General features: G+C 37.1%; 23 protein-coding genes. 17 read left to right on the forward strand and 6 right to left on the reverse strand.

All coding sequences use genetic code 11. From position 1 onward, the window contains the following. Positions 1-81: 81 nt before the first annotated feature. From ggt to focA, 3 genes are all read right to left on the reverse strand, one after another. Positions 82-1,854, reverse strand: coding sequence for a gamma-glutamyltransferase (gene ggt / locus PF272_RS11065; protein ID WP_271142796.1), 1,773 nt, complete (start codon positions 1,852-1,854; stop codon positions 82-84). Positions 1,855-2,047: 193 nt separating this feature from the next. Further along, complete coding sequence (gene pflB, locus PF272_RS11070; RefSeq protein WP_271142797.1) at positions 2,048-4,360, reverse strand: formate C-acetyltransferase; 2,313 nt, start codon at positions 4,358-4,360, stop codon at positions 2,048-2,050. 40 nt (positions 4,361-4,400) lie between these two features. Then, complete coding sequence (focA, locus tag PF272_RS11075) at positions 4,401-5,243, reverse strand: formate transporter FocA (protein ID WP_065233909.1); 843 nt, start codon at positions 5,241-5,243, stop codon at positions 4,401-4,403. A 315-nt stretch (positions 5,244-5,558) separates the two neighbouring features. On the opposite strand from focA, the gene hinT reads away from it, so the two are divergent. The 5 genes from hinT to lptD all read left to right on the forward strand — a co-directional run bounded on the left by hinT (position 5,559) and on the right by lptD (position 11,782). Then, positions 5,559-5,906 (forward strand): purine nucleoside phosphoramidase, encoded by a 348-nt coding sequence (gene hinT, locus PF272_RS11080; RefSeq protein ID WP_271142798.1) that lies wholly within the window; start codon positions 5,559-5,561, stop codon positions 5,904-5,906. A gap of 14 nt (positions 5,907-5,920) precedes the next feature. Beyond that, a complete protein-coding gene (gene bacA, locus PF272_RS11085; protein WP_065233907.1) occupies positions 5,921-6,727 on the forward strand; it encodes an undecaprenyl-diphosphate phosphatase in 807 nt (268 codons plus the stop codon). A 12-nt stretch (positions 6,728-6,739) separates the two neighbouring features. Further along, the gene (gene ubiD, locus PF272_RS11090; protein WP_271142799.1) at positions 6,740-8,206 is read left to right on the forward strand and encodes a 4-hydroxy-3-polyprenylbenzoate decarboxylase; all 1,467 of its coding nucleotides are present in this window, start codon (positions 6,740-6,742) and stop codon (positions 8,204-8,206) included. A gap of 101 nt (positions 8,207-8,307) precedes the next feature. Continuing rightward, positions 8,308-9,258: a transaldolase gene (tal, locus tag PF272_RS11095; RefSeq protein WP_271142800.1), complete on the forward strand. Its 951-nt coding sequence runs from the start codon at positions 8,308-8,310 to the stop codon at positions 9,256-9,258. A 178-nt stretch (positions 9,259-9,436) separates the two neighbouring features. Beyond that, positions 9,437-11,782 carry an LPS assembly protein LptD gene (lptD, locus tag PF272_RS11100; RefSeq protein ID WP_271142801.1) on the forward strand — a complete coding sequence of 782 codons (2,346 nt, stop codon included), beginning with the start codon at positions 9,437-9,439 and terminating at the stop codon, positions 11,780-11,782. Between the two features lie 57 nt (positions 11,783-11,839). Here lptD and ribA read toward each other — a convergent pair whose 3' ends face one another. Then, the gene (gene ribA / locus PF272_RS11105; RefSeq protein WP_271142802.1) at positions 11,840-12,466 is read right to left on the reverse strand and encodes a GTP cyclohydrolase II; all 627 of its coding nucleotides are present in this window, start codon (positions 12,464-12,466) and stop codon (positions 11,840-11,842) included. A 266-nt stretch (positions 12,467-12,732) separates the two neighbouring features. Here ribA and nagK point away from each other — a divergent pair, with 266 nt between their 5' ends. From nagK to pdxT, 8 genes are all read left to right on the forward strand, one after another. Then, on the forward strand, positions 12,733-13,650 hold the full coding sequence (gene nagK / locus PF272_RS11110) for an N-acetylglucosamine kinase (RefSeq protein WP_271142803.1): 918 nt from the start codon (positions 12,733-12,735) through the stop codon (positions 13,648-13,650). 24 nt (positions 13,651-13,674) lie between these two features. Further along, positions 13,675-14,310 carry a hypothetical protein gene (locus PF272_RS11115; RefSeq protein ID WP_271142804.1) on the forward strand — a complete coding sequence of 212 codons (636 nt, stop codon included), beginning with the start codon at positions 13,675-13,677 and terminating at the stop codon, positions 14,308-14,310. A gap of 24 nt (positions 14,311-14,334) precedes the next feature. Beyond that, the gene (locus tag PF272_RS11120) at positions 14,335-15,747 is read left to right on the forward strand and encodes a nicotinate phosphoribosyltransferase (protein ID WP_271142805.1); all 1,413 of its coding nucleotides are present in this window, start codon (positions 14,335-14,337) and stop codon (positions 15,745-15,747) included. Positions 15,748-15,766: 19 nt separating this feature from the next. Further along, entirely contained in the window at positions 15,767-15,991 is a 225-nt protein-coding gene (locus PF272_RS11125; protein ID WP_271142806.1) for a hypothetical protein, read from the forward strand. Continuing rightward, a complete protein-coding gene (locus PF272_RS11130; RefSeq protein ID WP_271142807.1) occupies positions 15,991-16,491 on the forward strand; it encodes a BUD32 family EKC/KEOPS complex subunit in 501 nt (166 codons plus the stop codon). The genes PF272_RS11125 and PF272_RS11130 overlap by 1 nt, the downstream gene beginning before the upstream one ends. A gap of 9 nt (positions 16,492-16,500) precedes the next feature. Then, on the forward strand, positions 16,501-16,758 hold the full coding sequence (gene yfaE / locus PF272_RS11135) for a class I ribonucleotide reductase maintenance protein YfaE (RefSeq protein WP_271142808.1): 258 nt from the start codon (positions 16,501-16,503) through the stop codon (positions 16,756-16,758). A 129-nt stretch (positions 16,759-16,887) separates the two neighbouring features. Further along, positions 16,888-17,775, forward strand: coding sequence for a pyridoxal 5'-phosphate synthase lyase subunit PdxS (gene pdxS, locus PF272_RS11140; protein WP_271142809.1), 888 nt, complete (start codon positions 16,888-16,890; stop codon positions 17,773-17,775). A 1-nt stretch (position 17,776) separates the two neighbouring features. After that, positions 17,777-18,346: a pyridoxal 5'-phosphate synthase glutaminase subunit PdxT gene (pdxT, locus tag PF272_RS11145; protein ID WP_271142810.1), complete on the forward strand. Its 570-nt coding sequence runs from the start codon at positions 17,777-17,779 to the stop codon at positions 18,344-18,346. A 53-nt stretch (positions 18,347-18,399) separates the two neighbouring features. Here the strand turns inward: pdxT and PF272_RS11150 are convergent, their stop codons facing one another. Continuing rightward, positions 18,400-20,145: a protein-disulfide reductase DsbD gene (locus PF272_RS11150; protein ID WP_271142811.1), complete on the reverse strand. Its 1,746-nt coding sequence runs from the start codon at positions 20,143-20,145 to the stop codon at positions 18,400-18,402. Between the two features lie 123 nt (positions 20,146-20,268). On the opposite strand from PF272_RS11150, the gene PF272_RS11155 reads away from it, so the two are divergent. The 4 genes from PF272_RS11155 to PF272_RS11170 are packed head-to-tail and all read left to right on the forward strand — an operon-like array spanning position 20,269 to position 22,323. Next, the gene (locus PF272_RS11155) at positions 20,269-21,006 is read left to right on the forward strand and encodes a hypothetical protein (RefSeq protein ID WP_271142812.1); all 738 of its coding nucleotides are present in this window, start codon (positions 20,269-20,271) and stop codon (positions 21,004-21,006) included. Continuing rightward, positions 21,003-21,557 (forward strand): septation protein A, encoded by a 555-nt coding sequence (locus tag PF272_RS11160; RefSeq protein ID WP_065233893.1) that lies wholly within the window; start codon positions 21,003-21,005, stop codon positions 21,555-21,557. The genes PF272_RS11155 and PF272_RS11160 overlap by 4 nt, the downstream gene beginning before the upstream one ends. Before the next feature lie 3 nt (positions 21,558-21,560). Continuing rightward, on the forward strand, positions 21,561-22,016 hold the full coding sequence (yciA, locus tag PF272_RS11165; protein ID WP_271142813.1) for an acyl-CoA thioester hydrolase YciA: 456 nt from the start codon (positions 21,561-21,563) through the stop codon (positions 22,014-22,016). Positions 22,017-22,026: 10 nt separating this feature from the next. Further along, complete coding sequence (locus PF272_RS11170; protein WP_271142814.1) at positions 22,027-22,323, forward strand: YciI family protein; 297 nt, start codon at positions 22,027-22,029, stop codon at positions 22,321-22,323. Between the two features lie 71 nt (positions 22,324-22,394). Here the strand turns inward: PF272_RS11170 and PF272_RS11175 are convergent, their stop codons facing one another. Next, positions 22,395-23,786 carry an anaerobic C4-dicarboxylate transporter gene (locus tag PF272_RS11175; protein WP_271142815.1) on the reverse strand — a complete coding sequence of 464 codons (1,392 nt, stop codon included), beginning with the start codon at positions 23,784-23,786 and terminating at the stop codon, positions 22,395-22,397. Between the last annotated feature and the right edge of the window lie 59 nt (positions 23,787-23,845).

The following is a 23,845-nucleotide window of genomic DNA, read 5'->3' on the forward strand; positions in this document are numbered from 1 at the left end:
AGTGAAAAGATCTAAGCTATCTAATAATAACAAATCCCACCTGGAAGTGGGATTTGTGATAAGTATAAATAGAGTAAAAGGTTAGTAACCTAAGGTTGCTCCATCAGGATTACGTGGGTCTGAAGCGCCATAGAAACCATCATCTTTAGCTTGAATAATTTGTACACGTCCCATAGTTGCTTTAGTTACTACTTTATAACCTTGCTTTTCAAGAAGGTGAATAGTATCTGGACTGATTCCTTCTTCAATACGCAATTCATCAGGTAACCATTGGTGATGTACACGTGGCGTCATAATTGCTTCAGCAACATTCATATTGTAATCAATAGTATTCACAATACTTTGTAATACAGTGGTAATTATACGTGCTCCACCTGGGCTGCCTGTGACTAACCAAGGTTTATTGTCTTTCATTACTAAAGTTGGTGTCATTGATGACAATGGACGTTTTTTCGCTTCAATTGCATTTGCTGTGCCACCGATTAAGCCGAAGGCATTAGGAACACCTGGCTTAGCGGAGAAGTCATCCATTTCATTATTCAGTAGAATTCCGGTCCCTTCAGCTACGATACCAGTACCAAAATTAAGATTTAAGGTATAGGTTACGCCAACAGCATTACCAAATTTATCCATGACAGAGAAATGCGTGGTTTGATCACTTTCATAAGGTTGTGGTTTACCTGGCTTAATCGTACTTGAAGGTGTGATTTTATCGTCAGAAATTTTTTGTGCTAGTTCATCAGCATATTTTTTCGAGATAAGCCCTTTCAGTGGAATTTTAACAAAGTCAGGATCGCCTAAATATTCGGAACGATCAGCATACGCTAATTTCATCGCTTCAGCATAATGTTGAATAGCTTTAGCACTATTTGCACCATACTCATTTAATGGATAACGTTCTAAGATATTAAGAATTTGAATTAAGTGTGCGCCGCCAGAACTTGGTGGTGGCATAGTAACAATTTTATAGCCTCGATATTCTCCAGTAACTGGTTTTCTCTCTACAATTTGATACTCTTTCATATCTTGCATCGATATAAGTCCACCATGTTTTTCCATCTCTTTTACGATTTTTTCAGCAATTTCGCCTTGATAAAAAGCCTTTGATCCTTGTTTCGCAATTAATTTTAACGAGTGAGCCAGATCTTTTTGAATTAAGCGATCACCACTTGCTAACGGTTCGCCATCTTTAAAGAAGATTGCTTTGGTACTTTCCCATTTACCTAAATTATCTTTTTCAATTTTAAGTGTATCTGCTAACGTATCACTGACAATAAATCCTTTTTCAGCGAGTTTTATTGCAGGTTGGATAACTTTTTCTAAAGGCATAGTGCCCCATTTTTTCAAGGCATATTCCATACCAGCAACTGTACCAGGAACACCTACGGCAAAATGCGTAAAGAGAGATTTACCATCAACAACATTACCTTTCTCATCTAAATACAGGTCTTTATGTGCTTTTAATGGGGCAACTTCACGGAAGTCGATAGCAAAATCTTCACCGGTTTTAGCATCATGTAACACCATAAAACCACCGCCACCAATATTTCCCGCATTAGGTAAAACAACGGCCAAAGCAAAGCCTACAGCGACAGCTGCATCAATGGCATTTCCACCTTCTTTTAAGATTGATAATCCTACCTCAGTAGCAAGATGTTGCTCAGTTGCAACCATACCGTGTTTGGCATAAATAGGATGGAAAATATCTTTACTACTATCATAACGTTGTGCTGCGGCAGTTGTTTGTGTGGTTGCACTAACCGGTTGAGTATTTGCTTCAACATTTAAGGTAATGAGTGGTAGTGCGATCAACAACGAGAGTAAGCTCTTTTTATAGAGATAGGATTTTTTCATATTAAATTTCCTTATATGAGTAGGTGAAAGGAAATTTGTTTGTAACAAATTGTTTACAGTTTAGTAATATAAAAAATAAAGGGGAGATTAAATTAATTTAGAAAAATAAAACAGGAATATTAATCGATTGATTGGTGGATTAAGAGTCATAAAAAAACTGCCCCGTAGGGCAGTTTTTAATATAGCTATCAGATTACATAGTTTGAGTGAAAGTACGAGTAATTACGTCTTGTTGTTGCTCTTTAGTTAAAGAGTTAAAACGTACTGCGTAACCTGAAACACGAATGGTTAATTGAGGATATTTCTCAGGATTTTCCATCGCATCTAATAACATTTCACGATTCATAACATTAACGTTTAAGTGTTGACCACCTTCAACAGTTGCTTCGTAGTGGAAGTAACCATCCATTAAGCCTGCAAGGTTACGTTTTTGAGCTTCGTAATCTTTACCTAATGCATTTGGTACGATTGAGAAGGTATAAGAAATACCATCTTTAGCATACGCAAATGGAAGTTTTGCAACAGAAGTTAATGATGCTACCGCACCTTTTTGGTCACGACCGTGCATTGGGTTAGCACCTGGTCCGAATGGTGCACCTGCACGACGACCATCAGGAGTATTACCAGTTTTCTTACCATAAACAACGTTAGAAGTAATGGTTAATACAGATTGAGTAGGAACTGCATTGCGGTAAGTTTTAAGTTTTTGAATTTTCTTCATGAAACGTTCAACTAAATCACAAGCGATTTCATCAACACGGCTATCGTTGTTACCGAATTGTGGATATTCACCTTCAATTTCGAAGTCAATAGCAACATCTTTCGCAACTACATTGCCGTCTTTATCTTTGATATCACCACGAATTGGTTTAACTTTCGCGTATTTGATTGCAGAAAGTGAGTCAGCTGCAACAGATAATCCAGCAATACCACAAGCCATAGTACGGTAAACATCACGATCATGTAATGCCATTAATGACGCTTCATAGCTGTATTTATCGTGCATATAGTGAATGATATTTAATGCAGTCACATATTGTTTTGCTAACCAATCCATGAAGCTATCCATACGAGTCATTACATCGTCGAAGTCAAGGTATTCAGTTTTGATTGGTTCAGTTTTTGGACCAACTTGCATACCATTTTTCTCATCAATACCACCGTTGATAGAGTAAAGCATGGTTTTCGCTAAGTTTGCACGAGCACCGAAGAATTGCATTTGTTTACCCACAACCATTGGGCTTACACAACAAGCAATTGCATAGTCATCGTTGTTGAAGTCTGGACGCATTAAGTCATCGTTTTCATATTGAACAGAAGAAGTATCAATAGAAACTTTTGCACAGAAACGTTTGAAGTTATCTGGTAATTGTTCAGACCAAAGAATTGTCATATTTGGTTCTGGAGATGGACCCATTGTATAAAGGGTATTTAAGAAACGGAATGTATTCTTAGTTACTAAAGTACGACCATCTAAGCCCATACCACCAAGAGATTCAGTTGCCCAAATTGGGTCGCCAGAGAATAATTGATCATATTCTGGAGTACGTAAGAAACGTACCATACGTAGTTTCATGACTAAGTGGTCAATTAATTCTTGAGCTTGTTCTTCAGTAATTTTGCCTGCTTTAAGGTCGCGTTCAATGTAGATATCTAAGAATGAAGATACACGACCGAAAGACATTGCGGCACCATTTTGTGATTTAACAGCAGCTAAATAACCAAAATAAGTCCATTGAACTGCTTCTTTTGCATTGGTAGCTGGACCAGAAATATCACAACCGTAAGTTGCAGCCATTTGTTTGATTTGACCTAATGCACGGTGTTGTTCAGCAATTTCTTCACGTAATTGAATAGTCATTTGTAAATCTTCGCCATTTTCTAAGTGAGATTGAAGTGAAGTAAATTGTTTGAATTTATCAGCCATTAAGAAGTCGATACCGTAAAGTGCAACACGACGATAGTCACCAATGATACGACCACGACCGTAAGCATCTGGTAAACCGGTTAACACACCAGATTTACGGCAACGTAAGATATCTGGAGTATAAACATCGAATACACCTTGGTTATGAGTTTTACGATATTCTGTGAAGATTTTTTTCACTTGTGGATCAAGTTCACGACCATAAACTTTACATGAACCTTCCACCATTTTGATACCGCCGAATGGGATGATTGCACGTTTTAAAGGTGCATCAGTTTGTAAACCAACGATTTGTTCTAATTCTTTCTCAATGTAACCAGCTGGGTGAGAAATGATTGTTGATGGAATATCAGTATCGAAATCAAGAGGTTCGTGAGTACGGTTTTCTTCTTTGATTCCTTCCATTACTTTATTCCAAAGCTTAGTAGTTGCAGCAGTTGCACCAGCTAAGAATGATTCATCACCTTCATAAGGAGTGTAGTTGCGTTGAATAAAATCACGCACATTCACATTTTGTTGCCAGTCGCCAGCTTCAAAACCAGCCCATGCTTTTTGTTGTTGCTCAGTTAGTTGAGTCATAATCATTTCCTTCATTAAATGAATAATAAAAAATAAATCTTTAGTGCGCTTTGGCTAAGAAGCGATGGAATAAGCCAATACAAATCGCACCACCAACAATATTACCTAAGGTCACTGGGATAAGGTTTTTCACTATGAAGTGATAAAGATCGAGATCAGCATATAGTGAAGCATCAATACCCAAGTGTTGCCAGAATTCCGGACTGCTATAATGAGCAGTAATAATACCCATTGGAATCATAAACATATTTGCTACGCAGTGTTCAAAACCAGAAGCAACAAACATTCCAATTGGGAGAATCATAATAAATGCTTTATCTGTGACAGTACGGCCAGAATATGCCATCCAAATAGCAACACACACCATAATGTTACATAAAATACCAAGCGAAAATGCTTCAAGCCAAGTATGATGAATTTTATGTTGTGCAGTTTTTAGAATGGTTAATCCCCATTGACCATCTGCAGCCATTGTTTGACCTGCAAACCAGATTAAAGCAACGATAATTAAACTTCCTACAAAATTACCAAAATACACGACAATCCAGTTACGTAACATCTGGGTTGTGGTAATGCGTCCAGATGCTTTTGCAGTAACGGTTAAAGTGGAGGAAGTAAACAATTCTGTCCCTAGAATGACAACCATAATTACGCCTAATGCGAATACTAAACCGCCTACGAGTTTAGCAAGTCCCCATGAAGCATTATTTAATCCTGTTTGAGTGGTTGTATAAAAAACAAATGCTAATGCGATACATGCACCAGCAGAAATGCCAGAAGCAAAGGAAAGAAAAGGTTTTTTTTGTGCTTTATAAGCGGCAACGTCTTCCGCAAGATTAGTCATCTCTGTTGGATTCAGTGCTACTGTTGTCGCATCTTTCATAAAGACGATTTCCTTTTTCAAAAAAATTTTATATTTTCAAAAAATTTAGGTAATTATAAAAATTTTTGAGAAAAATACATAGTAATTTTATGACTAGTTTTTGTTCTTTTGCATTGTAGTTGATACAGATCAAATTATAAAGCAGATTACTTTTTTGATGTTAAAAAAGTGTTGCGAAACAATGATCTAAAGTTTTCTACGCTTTTACAAGCATAAGCAAAAAAATTTTTTTATAATATATTTCTAACTTATTCAGCACTCTTGGATAAAAGTCTTGTCTAAGGGGCGATTTTTTTATTGTTTAGCGAGGATGTTATGACAACAGAAACAATTTTTAGCAAAATTATTCGTAAAGCAATTCCTGCGGATATTGTGTATCAAGATGAACAAGTGACCGCATTTCGTGATATTGCGCCGCAAGCACCAACTCACATTTTAATTATTCCTAATAAGATTATTCCTACTGTAAATCATGTGACTGCTGAAGATGAACAAGTATTAGGCCATTTGTTTGTGGTAGCAGCAAAGATTGCAGAACAACAAGGAATTGCTGAAGATGGTTATCGCCTAATTGTGAATTGCAATAAACATGGTGGTCAGGAAGTGTTCCATTTACATATGCACCTCGTAGGTGGCAAACAACTTGGTAAAATGTTGCCATAAACGAGAGGTTATTCATGTCTGAGTTGTTAATTGCATTTATTTTAGGTTGTGTTGAAGGGCTAACTGAATTTTTACCGGTGTCTTCAACTGGGCATATGATTATTGCTGCACACTTTCTTGGTTTTGAAGGTGAAAAAGCAGCAACATTTGAAGTAATTATTCAATTAGGTTCTATTTTAGCGGTGATTTTTGTTTATTGGCGTAAGATGTTTGGTCTAATTGGGATTCATTTTGGAGAAAAGGTAGATAATAAACGCCCGCATCTTAATTTATTGCATATTATTTTAGGAATGATTCCTGCAGTTGTTTTAGGATTGGTATTTCATTCTACGATTAAGTCATGGTTTAACATTCATAATGTGATTGGCTCTTTGGTAGCTGGGGGGATTTTGTTGATTTTGGCAGAAAAATTCCGTCCACAACAAGCCTATGCAGAAGAGGTGGATCAAATGACCTATCGCCAAGCTTTTGCTATTGGTCTTTTCCAATGCTTAGCGTTGTTTCCTGGATTTTCTCGCTCAGGCGCAACAATTTCAGGTGGTTTATTAATGGGAGTGGGTAAGAAAGCTGCTGCAGAATATTCATTTATTCTAGCAGTGCCAATGATGATGGGAGCAACAGCTTTAGATCTTTATAAAAGCTTGCCTTTCCTTTCATGGAATGATTTACCAATGTTTGCAGTGGGATTTGTCACCGCATTTGTGGTAGCAATGATTGCAATCCGAACTTTCCTTCATGTGATTGGGAAAATTTCTTTTGTTTCTTTCGCCATTTATCGTTTTATTTTAGCGTTATTATTGGCGTGGATTGTATTGGTATAAGAGGAATACAGGGTGAAATATAAGAACTTACGTGAGTTTATTGCACTACTCGAAGAACAAGGGGAATTAAAACGAATTTCCCATGAAATTGATCCTTATTTAGAAATGACGGAAATTGCTGATCGTACCTTGCGTAAAAGTGGACCAGCATTGTTATTTGAAAATGCAAAAGGTTTCTCAATGCCTGTACTTTGTAATTTGTTTGGTACTGCAAGACGGGTTGCATTAGGTATGGGACAGGAGGATGTGAGTGCATTACGTGAAGTAGGGAAATTATTAGCCTTTCTGAAAGAGCCAGAGCCACCAAAAGGCATTAAAGATTTGTTTAGTAGTATTTCACAATTTCGCCCTGTATTAAATATGCCAACTAAGACTATCAGTCATCCTGATTGCCAAGCTATTGTATGGAAAGAGGATGAGGTGGATCTGTATAAGTTGCCTATTATGCAATGTTGGCCAGAAGATGTCGCTCCATTGGTAACTTGGGGGCTAACTGTGACAAAAGGCCCTTATAAGAAACGGCAAAATTTAGGAATTTATCGCCAGCAATTAATTGGTAAAAATAAATTAATTATGCGTTGGTTATCACATCGAGGTGGTGCGTTAGATTTCCAAGAGTGGCAGGAGGCACATCCTGGAGAAAATTTCCCTGTTGTTGTGGCTTTGGGGGCAGATCCAGCAACAATTTTAAGTGCAGTAACACCAATTCCAGATACCCTATCCGAATATGCTTTTGCTGGATTATTACGGGGGAATAAAACAGAGGTAGCAAAAGCATTAAGCTGCGATCTAGAAATCCCGGCTGGCGCTGAGATTGTACTAGAGGGTTATATTGATCCTACGGAGAAAGCATTAGAAGGACCTTATGGTGATCATACTGGATACTATAATGAACAAGAGTATTTCCCGGTATTTACGGTAACCCATATCACGATGCGTAAGGATCCGATTTATCACTCAACTTATACAGGGCGTCCGCCTGATGAACCGGCTGTGTTAGGTGAAGCGTTAAATGAGGTATTTATTCCGATTTTACAAAAACAATTTCCTGAAATTGTCGATTTCTATTTACCACCAGAAGGGTGTTCGTATCGTTTGGCAGTAGTGACGATGAAGAAACAATATGCAGGACATGCGAAACGAGTAATGATGGGAGTTTGGTCATTCTTACGCCAGTTTATGTACACTAAATTCGTGATTGTGTGTGATGATGATGTTAATGCACGTGATTGGAAAGATGTGATTTGGGCGATTACCACACGTTGTGATCCTGCGCGTGATTTAACTTTAGTTGAAAATACACCTATTGATTATCTTGATTTTGCTTCACCTGTGGCAGGATTAGGCTCAAAAATGGGCATTGATGCAACTAATAAATGGCCGGGTGAAACGCAACGAGAATGGGGACGACCAATTAAAAAAGATCCAGCAGTGGTCGCTCGTATTGATCAAATCTGGCAAGAACTTGGGATTGATTAATTTTAATAATAGCAATAATTGCTATAGAACTGACTACTCAATCCATTCTGTTCTGTGATACTATGCAAAAGTTTTTCAGACACAAATAAAGGAGTAAATTCATGTCTCAACTTGATGCATTACGCAAAATGACCGTTGTCGTTGCAGACACTGGTGATATCGAAGCAATTAAAAAATACCAACCAGAAGATGCAACAACCAATCCATCACTAGTTTTAAGTGCCTCACAGTTACCACAATACGCTTCATTAATTGATGAAGCTGTTGCTTATGCAAAAAGTAAAAGTGCAGACAAAGCACAACAATTAATTGATGCAGAAGATAAATTAGCAGTTAATATTGGTTTAGAAATTTTAAAAATTGTCCCAGGACGTATTTCTACTGAAGTGGATGCGCGTCTTTCTTATGATACTGAAGCGACCGTTGCCAAAGCACGTAAACTCATTGCGCTTTATAACGAAGCGGGTATTAGCAATGATCGTATTTTGATTAAAATTGCTTCAACTTGGCAAGGTATCCGTGCTGCGGAAATTCTAGAAAAAGAAGGTATCAATTGTAACTTAACCCTATTATTCTCTGAGGCTCAAGCTCGTGCTTGTGCAGAAGCGGGCGTTTATTTAATTTCACCATTTGTAGGCCGTATTTTAGACTGGTATAAAGCAAATGGTGATAAGAAAGAGTTCGCGCCAAGTGAAGATCCGGGTGTGATTTCTGTAACCAAGATTTATAACTACTACAAACAATATGGTTATAAAACTGTGGTGATGGGAGCAAGTTTCCGTAATATTGGTGAAATCACTGAGTTAGCCGGTTGTGATCGTTTAACTATTTCTCCAGCGTTATTAAAAGAGTTACAAGAAAGCAATGCAGAGCTACCACGTAAATTGGATTATCAAGGTGCAGTATTACCGCGTCCAGCAGCCATGACAGAAGCTGAATTCTATTGGCAACATAATATGGATGCGATGGCGGTAGAAAAACTTGCTGATGGAATTCGTAAATTTGCGGCAGATATCGAAAAATTAGAAGCAATGTTAAGTGCAAAACTATAAGTGATTGCGAATTGATATGTTAATACAGTAAGATAATTCCTGTATTTTTTAGAAAAAGCGTTGGTGTTAATATTCTCCTTACCCAACGCTTTTTTATTTCATTTTACTACTCATCTTTGGCCTAGTTTTAGGCTATAATGCTGACCATTTGTTGTTAAAGAGATAGTTGAAACGTCCGATGAAAAAATATTATTCATTCTTATCCTTGTCGATTCTCTCGGCGTTATATAGTCAAGCGAGCTATGCTGATTTGACCAGTCAATGTTTATTAGGTGTTCCCCATTTTACTGGGGAGGTTGTGAAAACTGATCCTAATGATTTACCTGTTTATATTGATTCCGATAGTGCGGAAATTAACCAACCTAATAACGCCCTTTATACGGGCAATGTGCAAGTTGAGCAGGGGAATCGTAAATTACAAGCTGATTCTGTTTTTATCGAGCAAAAAGGAAATAAGCAAGATCTTCAACGTTATGCGTATGTAAATGGTAATATGAATTACCAAGATAATTTAGTGCAAGTTGTTGGGGAAAAAGCAGATATTCATCTTAATTCTAAAGATGCCAATATTTATCGTTCCAACTACCAATTTGTTGATCGACAAGGTCGTGGCGATGCTGAAAAAGCAGAGTTACGTCAAGATTACCGTTTATTAAAGAATGCGACGTTTACTTCTTGTTTGCCAAATAATAATTCATGGAAGATTCGTGCCTCTGAAATGAAGCAACATATCAAAGAAGAGTATGCAGATTTATGGAATGCGGTGTTTTATGTAAAAGACGTGCCAATGTTCTATTTTCCTTATGTTCAATTCCCAATAGGAGATCGTCGCCGTTCAGGGTTATTGATGCCAGATTTTGGGGCTTCAAGTACAGATGGCTATTATTATGCGCAACCGATTTATCTTAATCTTGCACCTAATTATGATATGACGATTACGCCAAAATATATGAGTAACCGAGGCGTACAATTTTTGGGTGAAGCACGTTATTTAAATATTTTAGGTTCTGGAGTTGTAGCGGGTGAATATATCAAAAATGATCGTTATGAAGATTATACGCAGGATGCCCCTCGTTATTTAGTGTATTGGCAAAATGGTGGTTCTCTTTGGGATAATTGGCGTTTTAATGTGAATTATACTAAAGTGAGTGATCCTCGTTATTTTAATGATTTTTCATCACCTTATGGTAGTAGTACTGATGGTTATGCCACTCAAAGTTTCGCATTAAGCTATTATCAACCAAATTACAATCTCACTGTATCTGCAACGCAATTCCAAGTATTTGATACCGTATCAGTAGGGCCTTATCGGACTTTGCCGCAGATTGATTTTAATTATTATCGTGATGGATTATTTAATGATTTAGTTGATTTTTCTCTCTATTCACAAGCCGTACAATTTAAAAACGATAGTGCGAAAATGCCATCAGCATGGCGTTTCCATATGGAACCTACTCTTTCGATGCCATTAGCCAATCGATATGGCAGTCTAAATTTAGAAACGAAATTGTATGCAACCCATTATTCGCAGAAAAAAGGCGAAGCTGTTGATGCGGTAGAGGTAGAAAAGTCGGTGAATCGTGTAATTCCTCAGTTTAAAGCAGAAGTGGCTACTGTATTAGCATCAAATAAAACATTATTTGATGGTTATACTCAAACTATTGAACCAAAAGTACAATACGTTTATCGCCCTTATCGAAATCAAAGCAATATTGGAACTGATAGTTACAGTTATTTAGGCTTTGGCTATGATTCAATTTTATTGCAGCAAGATTTCTACTCATTATTTAATGATCGACGTTATAGTGGTTTAGACCGGATAGCTTCAGCAAATCAATTAACTATTGGCGGAACAACACGCTTCTTTGATAAAGATGCAGATGAACGTTTTAATCTTTCTTTAGGGCAAATTCTTTATTTTACGCCGTCAAAAATTGATGAAAGTAGTAGAAATCGTACTCAAGGAACTTCCTCTTCTTGGGCGGCAGAAGCCAACTGGAAGATTAACCAACAATGGAATTGGAAAGGCGGTTATCAGTACGATACTTTATTTGATGAAACTGCATTAATGAATATGGCGCTTGAGTATCGTCCATCTGCCGAAAATTTGATCCAATTATCTTATCGTTATGTCAGTGAAAAATATATTGATCAAAATTTAACGGGAAGCAATGTGTATGATCAGAAGATTCGTCAAGTAGGGTTGGCAACAGCGTGGCAGATTAACGACAACTGGGCAGTTGTTGGGCATGTATATCAAGATATTTCATTGAATAAGCCAGTAGAGCAATATATTGGTGTTGAATATCGCACCTGTTGTTGGAAAGCAAATATTGGTGCAAGACGTTATCTCACGGCGCCAAAAGAAGGGCAACAATACTCAAATCGTAATGATACCTTCTATAATAATTCATTTGGAATTAACTTTGAGATTTCAGGATTGGGTAATCGCCACGGTAGCAGTATGAGTAAGATGTTAAGTACTGGAATTATCCCATATTCATATCCATTTAGCTTACGTTAAATCTCAATCCAGTAAAGGATAAAACCCCAGATTTATTGTATAAATCTGGGGTTTTTGTTATTTTTTATGTTGATCGCATTGGCAATCATGGGTATGCACAATCATATGTCCCATTTTTTCTGCTTTTACGGTGAGATAGCCAGTATTATAACGGTTTTCACCTACATTTAATGGTACACGTTCAACTACATTAATGCCTGCTTGTTTCATCGTATTAATTTTTTCAGGATTATTCGTTAATAGACGAATGGCTTTAACACCTAATAACTCAAACATTTCAGCACAAACACTAAAATCACGTTCGTCTTCTTTAAATCCAAGTGCTAAGTTTGCTTCGATTGTGTCCATTCCTTGATCTTGTAACGCATAAGCACGAATTTTATTGATTAATCCAATCCCACGACCTTCTGCACGGTGATAAATTAATACGCCTCGTCCTGCTTCACTAATTTGCTTTAATGCTGCTTGTAATTGAAAGCCACAGTCGCATTTTAGACTATGTAATGTATCACCAGTTAAACATTCTGAATGAATCCTCGCTAATACAGGTTCATCATTGGTGACATCTCCTAACACTAAAGCAACATGTTCTTTATGAGTTTCTGGATGTTCAAAACCGATAATTTTAAAAATACCAAATTCTGTTGGTAAGTTTGCCTGAGCAACAAGTTCAATTTTTGCCATTTTCTGTCCTTAGTTATGTTATGTATGGCGTGATGCTAATCGAATAAAAATGTAAAAGGGTGACATTATATACATTATTTTTCGATTTTTCTGTTACTTTTTGATGATTATTTAGGGGGCTATGGATATTTTATTTGTTGCAGCATTGTAGGCAAAAATTGCCACAGATTCTAATAACAACTTGATGATTGATCTGGAAGGTTAGTAAAGCCCAGAAAATAAGATATAATTCCGCCCAGTTTGACTAACTTAAGCGAGCGTAGATTATGTTATACGGAATTGATATTGGTGGTACTAAAATTGAATTAGCAGTATTTAATCAACAATTAGAAAAGCTTCATAGTGAACGGGTTGATACACCACAAACATCTTATGAAGCGTGGTTAAATGCGGTAGTGCAATTAGTAGAGAGCGCAGATGCAAAATTTAATTGCAAGGGTACAGTGGGTATTGGTGTACCTGGTTTTGTACGTCGTGATACAGGGATTGCTGAAATTACTAATATTCGTGTAGCAGATAACAAACCAATTATTCGTGATTTAACAGAACGTTTGCAAAGAGAAGTACGAATTGAAAATGATGCAAACTGTTTTGCATTATCAGAAGCGTGGGATGCTGATAGTCAACAATATGCAACCGTATTAGGGCTAATTATTGGTACCGGCTTTGGCGGTGGCTTAGTCTTTAATGGTAAAGTACATTCTGGTAAAGTTGGTATGGCAGGTGAAGTGGGGCATATTCAACTCAATTACCATGCATTGAAACTCCTTGGTTGGGATCAAGCACCAATTTATCAATGTGGCTGTGGTAATGAAGCCTGCTTAGATACTTATCTTTCAGGGCGAGGCTTTGAGCTATTACACCATGATTTACTCAAAGAAAAGCTTTCAGCAAAAGAAATTATTCAACGCTTCTATCAAAATGATGCAAAAACGGTGGAATTTGTTGATAAATTTATTGAATTAATGGCAATTTGTTTTGGTAATTTGATTACAGTATTAGATCCAGACGCTATCTTTTTAGGTGGTGGATTATCTAATTTTGATTATATCTATGAAGCATTACCACAACGCTTACCAAAACACTTAATGCGTAGTGCTGTAGTACCTGCAATTTTGAAAGCAAAACATGGAGATTCTGGCGGTGTGCGCGGAGCAGCAGCATTATTTTTAAGTCGAGATTAATTAATAAGATGGAGAAGTAAAAAGATGAAAAAACTATCAGTATTCGCCTCTATGTTGGTGGCGTTATTATTATCAGCGTGTAGTCAATTACATTTTCCTACAGCGTCTGTATCTGAAGCTAAAAGTGTGTCAGATCCATTAGCGAAAGAAGATGCTGCATTAAAAGCGATCAGAGAAACTGCACAACGCTTACCAAGTTTCACGTATGAAACGGGGCAACAAACAGCGACCGCTTATTTTAATCAACAACAAATCACCTTTATTACCGTGAAATCGCCAAAAAAAGTAGAGAATATCTATTTGAAGAATGGGCGTGTTGCAGCGGTGATTAATGATCAACATTACTATGATTTCAGTAAAGGTAATCTAAATAATGAACAATTAGCAGCAGAAAAATGGGTGCAAAAATTAGGTTATAACTCTGCGGATCGCAATATTTCTGCTGTTCGTACAGGTGATGAGGCAAAATTAAACTACTTATGTATTGCAAAAATTCAACAAGTCGCAGGAACGAAAAAAGTATTACGTACTTCAGCAAATAGTGCGCAAAGTACATCACGTTTAACAGCGTCTATGCGTTTGAATGGAAATAAATTTTACCAAATGGACTGTGTCCTTTCAGGGGATCGAGTAGCGAAATTAAGTCTGATCGCAAAATAAGCTAAAACCAAGAGGATAACCATAATGGAAAAAAATATTATCTTGATGAGTGATTCATATAAATATTCCCACTCAGCACAATATCCAAACAAGATGACGTATATGCATCATTACATTGAAAGTCGTGGTGGGCGTTATGGATATACCCAGTTTTTTGGTTTGCAATATTATTTGAAGAAATATCTTTGCCAACCTATTACCCAAGCCATGATTGATGAAGCAGAAGAAATTATGCGGATGCATGGCTTACCATTTGATCGGGTGAATTGGCAATATATTTTGGATACGCATAAAGGGTATCTTCCGTTGCGAATTCGTGCCGTACCGGAAGGAAGCTTAGTTAATAATCATAATGTGTTATTAACAGTAGAAAATACCGATCAGAACTGTGCATGGTTAGTCAGTTTTTTTGAAACATTATTATTAAAAATTTGGTATCCATGTACAGTGGCAACACTTTCTCATTCCTATCAACGAATTTGTCGTAAATTCCTACAGGAAACGGCAGAGAGTTTTGATGCATTACCTTTTATGCTGCATGATTTTGGTTATCGTGGTGTATCAAGCGAAGAAAGTGCTTCAATTGGCGGTGGTGCGCATTTAATCAATTTTAAAGGGACAGATAATGTCAGTGCGTTGCTGTTTATGCGTCAATATTATGCAGCCGAAATGGCAGGGTTTAGTGTACCTGCGGCTGAACACAGCACAATAACGTCATGGTCAAAAGCACGAGAAGCAGAAGCGTATGCTAATTTACTCGATAAGTATCAAGATTCAGTGATTTCGATTGTGGTCGATAGTTATGATTACTATAACGCAATTGGCAATATCTTTTGTAAGCAGTTAGCGGATAAAGTGAAACAACGTAAATATCCATTAGTTGTACGTCCAGATAGTGGAGATGCAATCACTAATGTACTATTTGCTTGTGAAAAACTAGCAGAGGCTTTTGGTGCTACTCGTAATCAGAAAGGCTATCTTGTATTAAATAATGTCAGAGTATTGCAGGGCGATGGGATTAATGAGAATAGTACATGGGATTTATTAAAAGCCTTACAAGATAATGGCTTCTCAGTAGAAAATTTAATTCTCGGTTGTGGTGGTTCGTTACTACAAGGTAATTTTGATACCAGTATTAATCGGGATACTCACCGCTTTGCAATGAAATGTAGCTGTGTAATTACAGATGGTAAGTTAGTTGATGTGTATAAAGCACCAATCACAGATAAAGGTAAAGTAAGCAAAAAAGGACGCTTAGATTTAATTTGGGATGGTGAAAAATATAAAACTATCAATATTGATCACTTGCCATTAAACCAATATGCAGAAAATTCAATGATGCAAACTGTATTTGAAAATGGGAAATTACTAGTAGATTGGAATTTAGCTGACGTACAACAAAATGCCCAGCGTTATCAGCCGCAAGTAACAAAATAATAAAATTCTGGATGTTTTTATGAATTTTTCTGAATATGTTGCCGATTTAGTTGCGAAAAACCCTGATGAAAGGGTTTTTCCATTTGAGTATGCAGATAAGAAATATTGGATTAAACAGGTTGAACAAACAACAGGTGCAATGCGTCTGTTAAAGCCAAATCCAACAGCCTCATTACAACGGGAAATCAAAACACTGCAAGATTTAAATCAACGCCATGCCGCAGTCGCGCCGTCGCGCCGTTAGTGTTAGTTGCAGAAACTTATTTTGTGATTGAAGATGTTGGGCAATCAGTAAAACGATACTTAAATGAACCAACTACAACCCCAGAATTTGCGAAAAGGCTACTGAGCGATGCAGCTACCGCATTAGCACAGTTACATCAGCAAGATCTTTTCCATGGTCGTCCAGCTATTCGAGATATGGGATGGAAAGAAGATGGCGTGCGTTTTATTGATTTTGAATCCCAAGTATTTAGTAAGAATTTGCAATTACAAAAAGCACGTGATTTATTGTTCTATATCCATAGTCTTTATGTAAGTGAAAAAGTGTCTGATCAACAAATTGCAGAGAGCATTTCAGTTTACCGACAGCAAGGTGGTGAACAGCAATGGCAATATACTTACCAATTAGTTAATAAATGGCGCTGGTTGTATGCAGGACTATGTTTATTCCGTTGTATTGCACGTACTGATCTCATCGCATTATTGAATTTATTCCGTTTTGTTTTAGCTTACGGTAAGTAGAATACGAATATGAAGATTTACCAAATCAAATTAACACGAAGCGGACACGTTTTTTCGCATGATAATCAATGTTCATTACTTGAAAACTTAGAGCAGCAACATATTCCCCATGAATATCAATGTTGTTCAGGATATTGTGGAGCTTGCCGTGCAAAATTATTACAAGGGCAGGTAAGTTATCGCCAGCCACCATTAGCCTTTTTACAAGAGGATGATGTATTACTTTGTTGTTGTCAGGTAGAGTCTGATCTTGAACTCGATCTCTAATCATTATTTGCCATTTCTACTACATCATTTATTTCTTCTGACCCCATTAAATAATCAAAAATTGACACTTTTAAACCCATCAATTTACGCCAGAATAAGTTCGTTCAAATAACAACGGAGGATAAATTGATGAGTACAATTATTGGTAGTGATGTAGTAAAACGCGGTATGGCACAGATGCAAAAAGGTGGCGTGATTATGGATGTAGTCAATGCAGAGCAAGCTCGTATTGCAGAAGCTGCGGGTGCAGTGGCGGTGATGGCATTAGAACGTGTGCCTTCTGATATTCGTAAAGCCGGCGGTGTGGCGAGAATGGCGAATCCACGTATTGTTAAAGAAGTGATGGATGCTGTATCTATCCCTGTAATGGCTAAAGCGAGAATTGGTCATATTACGGAAGCTCGTGTATTAGAAGCGATGGGCGTGGATTATATTGATGAAAGTGAAGTATTAACGCCAGCAGATGAAGAGTTTCATCTGTTAAAAAGTGAGTTTACTGTTCCTTTTGTGTGTGGCTGTCGTGATCTTGGTGAAGTCTTAAGACGTATTGGTGAAGGGGCTGCAATGTTGCGTACCAAAGGCGAACCAGGAACAGGCAATATTGTAGAAGCGGTACGTCATATGCGGAAAGTCAATGCGCAAGTTCGCAAGGTAGTTGCGATGAGTCATGATGAATTAATGACAGAGGCAAAAAATTTAGGTGCACCTTTTGAATTATTATTACAGATTAAACAGTTAGGAAAATTGCCGGTGGTGAATTTTGCTGCGGGTGGTGTTGCTACGCCAGCAGATGCGGCATTAATGATGGAATTAGGTGCGGATGGTGTTTTTGTCGGATCAGGTATTTTTAAATCTGAAAATCCTGAAAAATTTGCTAAAGCAATCGTACAAGCCACTACACATTATCAAGATTATGATTTGATCGCTCGTTTATCTGAAGATCTTGGTGAAGCAATGAAAGGGATTGAAATATCACAGCTTTCTGCTGCTGAAAGAATGCAAGATCGTGGTTGGTAATATGAAAGCGTTAAAGATAGGTGTATTGGCTTTGCAAGGCGCTGTTAGCGAACATTTAACTCAACTTGCACAATTAGGTGTGACGGGTGTTGCGGTTAAACGTGTTGAACAGCTTGCAGAATTGGATGGAATTATCTTACCAGGTGGTGAAAGTACAACGATTGGCAAGTTAATGCGCCAATATGGTTTTATTGATGCGTTACAACAATTCGCACAGACGAAAGCAATTTTCGGTACTTGTGCTGGTATGATCTTATTAGCGAGAGAGATTGTTGGTGGTGAACCAGCACATTTACAGCTGATGGATATTCAAGTACAACGTAATGCATTTGGGCGACAAGTTGATAGCTTCCAAACAGCATTACAGGTTACGGGGATTGAACAACCCGTACCAGCAGTATTTATTCGGGCACCGTATATTGTGAAAACAGGCAACACTGTTGAAGTGTTAGCCTCTTTTGCGGGACATCCTGTATTAGCTCGCCAAGGTAAATTACTTGCTTGCTCTTTTCATCCAGAATTAACGGATAATTTAGCAATTTTAAAATTGTTTTTGACGTTATGTAGATAATTAGTTGATACCTCACACTTTCTCAGAGATGAAAAAGCGTGAGGTATTGTGATTTAATCTATGGTTAATTGATCTAACCATTCACTAAACTGTTTGGCATCTAAAAATCCAGTAACGCGGCTATTACTAATCTCTCTACCTTGTTGATCAAAAAACAGAATAGTCGGTAAACCTAACACCTGATATTCCTTGCTAAGTGCTTGATTTGCAGCGCTGTTTTTGGTCATATCAACACGTAATAAAAGAATTTTTTGCAAGCGTTGTTGGACTTCTGCTTGATTAAAGGTTTTATGTTCAAACTCTTTACAGGCGACACACCAATCCGCATAGAGATCAACCATCGCAATTTTATGTGGATTATTGCGTAATTGTTGCTGTAATTCTGCTAAATCTTTAACCTGGATAAATTCTTGATGGTTAGTTGATTGCTGTATTTGAGGATGTAACAGTTGTTGTATCGCAGCATAGAACGGTGCGGCAGCAACCATCATCGCCATTATTGATAAAACTTGCCAAATGCGGCTATGTTTACCTGCTAGGGTGATTAGCCAAGCAAAGAAAGCAATCCCGAGTAGTGACCATAAAATATTTTCCCAATAATTTGGTAAAAAACGGGCAAGTAAGATAATTGGTAGAGCTAATAATACAAAGCCAAAAGCGATTTTTACATTCTCCATCCAAGCACCTGATTTAGGTAAAATCTTATTGCCGAAGACAGTAATAGCGATCAATGGCGTTCCCATACCAAGCGCTAATAAATAGAGCGTTAAGGCACCTGTAACTAAGTCACCAGTTTGTGTCACATACAGTAATGCACCTGAGAGTGGGGCAGAAGTACAAGGGGATGCAATCAAGCCAGCGATAGCGCCCATCATAAATACTCCACCATACATACCAGCCGATTGTTTTTGACTTAAAGCTGTTAATTTAGTTTGCCAACTCACAGGAAGCTGTAAAGTAAATAAACCAAACATAGAACAAGCCAGTAGGATAAATAGCAGTGCAAAAGTTCCTAATACGTAAGGGCTTTGTAACCAAACTTGTAAGGATAACCCAACAGCAGCAACAGCTAACCCAAGTAACGCATAGGTGAGAGCCATTCCTTGTACATAAATAATACTCAACAATAAGGCTTTACCTGTATTAACACGTTGTTCTTTGCCAATAACGATAGCAGATAGCAACGGTAACATTGGTAATACACAAGGGGTAAAGGCTAAGCCAATACCGAGTAAAAAGAACCAAAATACCGCAAATTTACTTTGAAATAAGCGCTCAGTAAAAGGCGTGGTTTCAGTAGTATTACTTTGTGCGTTTTCGTTGGTTAAATCAGAGGTAGTAACCTGAGCTGTACTAGGTTTAATCCATTGTGCCAACTCAATCTCTTGAGTTTGTGGTGGATAACATAATCCTTCTGTACAACCTTGATAATTAATAATTAATTTACCTTGTGGCTCAAATTGATTTTGAGTAGGGGTAAGAACAATATCTAAGCCTTGTTCAAAAATTTGCGTTTTACCAAAGTAAGGATCCTCGTGTGTTTTTTCAATAATGGGGGTAATTTGCTGATTAAAAGCGACATTATCGCTTTTGACGGTGACGGTATGCTTATATAAATAGTATTTAGGCAAAATATCCCAATGCAGAGTGATTTTTTGTGGGGTAGCTTGTAGGGAAAATGGAAAAGCCTGTTCAACGGTCAAAAAGTCTGCTTTTTTATCAAAAAGACCAGCAAAGGTAGTATTTGCCACACAAAATAGTAAAAAAGCAATAAAAAACGAGAAACTCTTTTTAATCATATGGTTACTATGGATGATAATAAAATAAGATAATGCGGAAGTTTAGCATAGTTACAGCTGAATTTCTTAGCTGAAATTGTTATACTCATCCAGTTTTGAGTTGTATAAAAGAAAGAGGAAACAATGTCGATAAATTTTGTACGAATTTTGCAAGAAAGTAGCTATTTTGTGCGTAATCGTTACCCAATCGTTGTTACTTTTACTGTATTGTATGCATTGAATACATTAATTTTTCAGCTCATTATGGAAGCAAATGGTGGCTTAGAACAGCTGCAAACAACGCCAAATTCAATCTCATCTAGTGTGATATTTGCTTCTTTTTTCAATTTAATTTTTTCTGTGATTCTGAATATATGGTTTATTTTGACTATTGATCAGGTTTCTACCAATCGGATTGGCGATATCTTTTCATGTATTCCAACCGTATTACAAAAATTAATCGGATTTATTGGTTATAACTGCCTATTAATTCTGGCATTAATGCCATTTATTATGGGAATTAGTATTGGCGCAGTGAGTGGCGGGATTTCACTCTTTATCGGTGGTGTGGTGTGTTTATTAGTAAGTGGTTATTTATTAACTCGTATTGCACTACTGCCATATGCATATTTATTGGAACCGGGCAGAAAGGGGCTAAGAGCTTTATATCAGTTAGTTAATCATCGCCAACAATATAAGGTGATGGTGGTTTATTTACTGTTAGTTTATCTTGTGCCAATATTATTCAGTAATCTATTAGTAGGCTTATTAGGTGCAAATTTATTGGTGTTATCTACTTTAATCATCTCATTTATCAATTTATTCTCACTAATTTTTGCCTATCGTTTTTACCGTATTTTTATTAAGGCAAACTCACTATGAAACAATTATTAGAATTTATCCCACTGATCTTATTTTTTGCCGTCTATAAATTATATGGTGTTCGCGAAGCAGCGATTACTTTGATTGTGGCGACCATTGTTCAATTTATTATCTTAAAAGTGAAATACGGTAAGATTGAAAAGTCGCAATGGATTATGGCAATTGGGATCGTCTTTTTTGGTAGTTTAACAGCTTACTTTAATGATCTTGAATTTTTAAAGTGGAAAGTGACGATTGTTTATGCGTTATTTGCCTTAATCTTGTTAGTTAGCCAATATGGTTTTAAAAAATTATTAATCAAAAGTATGTTAGGCAAAGAGATTCAACTTCCTGAAAAAGTATGGGCAAATCTTAATTTAGGGTGGGGAATATTTTTTGTTGTTTGTATGTTGATTAATATCTATGTGAGCCAATTTTTATCGGATGATATTTGGGTAGATTTTAAATCATTTGGTTTCTTTGGTTTAACCTTAGTCGCATCGTTATTAACTGGCGTTTATATTTATCCACATCTTAATTCTCAAGCAAAACAGAACCATAAGGAAGATTAATCAATGGAAACAACAGTTCGCACACCGGATGGCACATTATTACTGAGAACATTAGCAATGCCATCAGATACTAACGCTAATGGCGATATTTTTGGCGGTTGGATTATGTCGCAAATGGATATTGGCGGTGCAATCTTAGCAAAAGAAATTGCACATCGCCGAGTAGTGACAGTCCACGTAAATAATATGACATTTCATAAACCCGTTTCGGTTGGGGACGTTGTCTGTTGTTATGGTCGCTGTACTAAGGTAGGTAATACCTCAATTCAAGTTAAAGTTGAAGTTTGGGTAAAACGTGTTTTTCAAGATGCTATTTCTGATCGTTATTTAGTAACAGATGCGTTATTTACTTATGTAGCAATTGATGAACAAGGCAGACCAAGCCCTGTGCCACGAGAAAATAATCCAGAATTAGATCAAGCATTACAAATTATTGCTGAGTATCAGCAGCAAGCATAAAGGAGTGAATATGTATTACGTTATTTTTGCACAAGATTTACCAAATACGTTAGATAAACGTTTAGCCGTGAGAGAAAAACATTTAGCACGCCTTACTTTATTACAAGAACAAGGGCGTTTATTAGTAGCGGGACCAAATCCAGCCATTGATGATGAAAATCCAGGAGCAGCTGGCTTTACGGGTTCTACTGTGATTGCTGAGTTTGCTTCATTAGAAGAAGCTAAAACATGGGCATCTCTAGATCCTTATGTTGAAGCTGGCGTGTATGGTGATGTTGTGGTGAAACCATTTAAGCGTGTATTTTAATTTTAAAATTAACTAGTAAAAAAATACCTCGCCGATTGGCGAGGTATTTTTATCTCAAGTCAATATCAATATTACATCAATACATTTGCAATACTAATACCAACAATACATCCTACAACAACTCCGATTAAACCTGGTACCATGAAACTGTGGTTGAAGTAGTATTTACCAATTTTCGTTGTACCTGAAACATCGAAGTTTACAGTTGCGATATCAGATGGATAGTTAGGAATAAAGAAGTAACCATAAGTTGCAGGTAATAAACCAACAAGTAATGGTGCTGGTAAGCCCATTGCAATACCTACTGGAAGCAACATTCTTCCGGTTGCTGCTTGGCTGTTGATTACCACGGATACTGCAAAGAGAGCAAGTGCGAATGTCCAAGGGTAAGCTTTCACCATTTCAGTGATACCAGCTTTAAAGGATGGCATAGCATAAGTGAAGTAAGTATCACTCATCCAAGCAATACCGAAGATAGCGATAGTTGCAACCATACCTGATTTAAACACTACACCATTAGGGACTTTTTTCACATCAGTCTTGGTAATTAATAAGATAATTCCAGCGAAAGCAAGCATCATCATTTGAATAATTACACCCATTGATACAGCTTTTGGTGAGTCGCCAATAGTACGAATAGCTGGGAACATTGCCACAATCACAATGCAGACTAATGCTAATAAGAATAGTAATACAGAGTTTTTCGCAGCAGGTGGTAAGGTTTCATTTAAACTGGTGCTAGTGGTATTTTTGATTAATTGGCTCCACTCAGGATCATTTAAGCGACGTTGATATTCTGGGTCGTCTTTTAGTTCTTTACCACGGCGTAAGCTGTATAAGGAAAGTGCTAATACACCACAGAAAGTTGCTGGAATGGTGATTGACACAATGGTTAATAAGGTAACATGTGAGAAGCCTGGTAATTCAGAAATTTGACCTAAATAGTAAACAACGGCTGCAGAAATTGGGCTTGCTGTAATCCCGATTTGAGAAGAAACAGAGGCTGCTGCCATTGGACGTTCAGGACGAATACCATTTTTTAAAGCAATATCACCAATAATTGGCATAATGGTATATACCGCATGACCAGTACCTAAAATCATAGTCATAAAATAGGTAACCATTGGCCCGAGAATAGTAACACGTTTTGGATTACTACGTAGGATACGTTCTGCGATTTGTAACATATATTTCAAACCACCAGCCGCTTCAAGTACAGATGCACAGGTTACAACGGCTAAGATGATTAACATTACGTCAATAGGTGGGGAAGATGGAGGCATACGGAGGATAAAGACTTCAACAATTAATCCAATACCGGACACAACACCCAGCCCGATGCCACCGTAGCGGCTACCAACATATAGGAAAAAGAGTAGTAGAATAAATTCAGCGTATAGCATAAAGACCTCAATAAGATTGTTTAACAATAACTCGATGGAGGTAATGATAAAGTAAGCCAAAAAGATCGCAATCTTAATTTAAAAAAAGAGAATAAAATTTAAAAAAAAGTTTATTTACA

It is taken from the genome of Gallibacterium faecale (assembly GCF_027920745.1).
GTDB lineage: Bacteria > Pseudomonadota > Gammaproteobacteria > Enterobacterales > Pasteurellaceae > Gallibacterium > Gallibacterium faecale.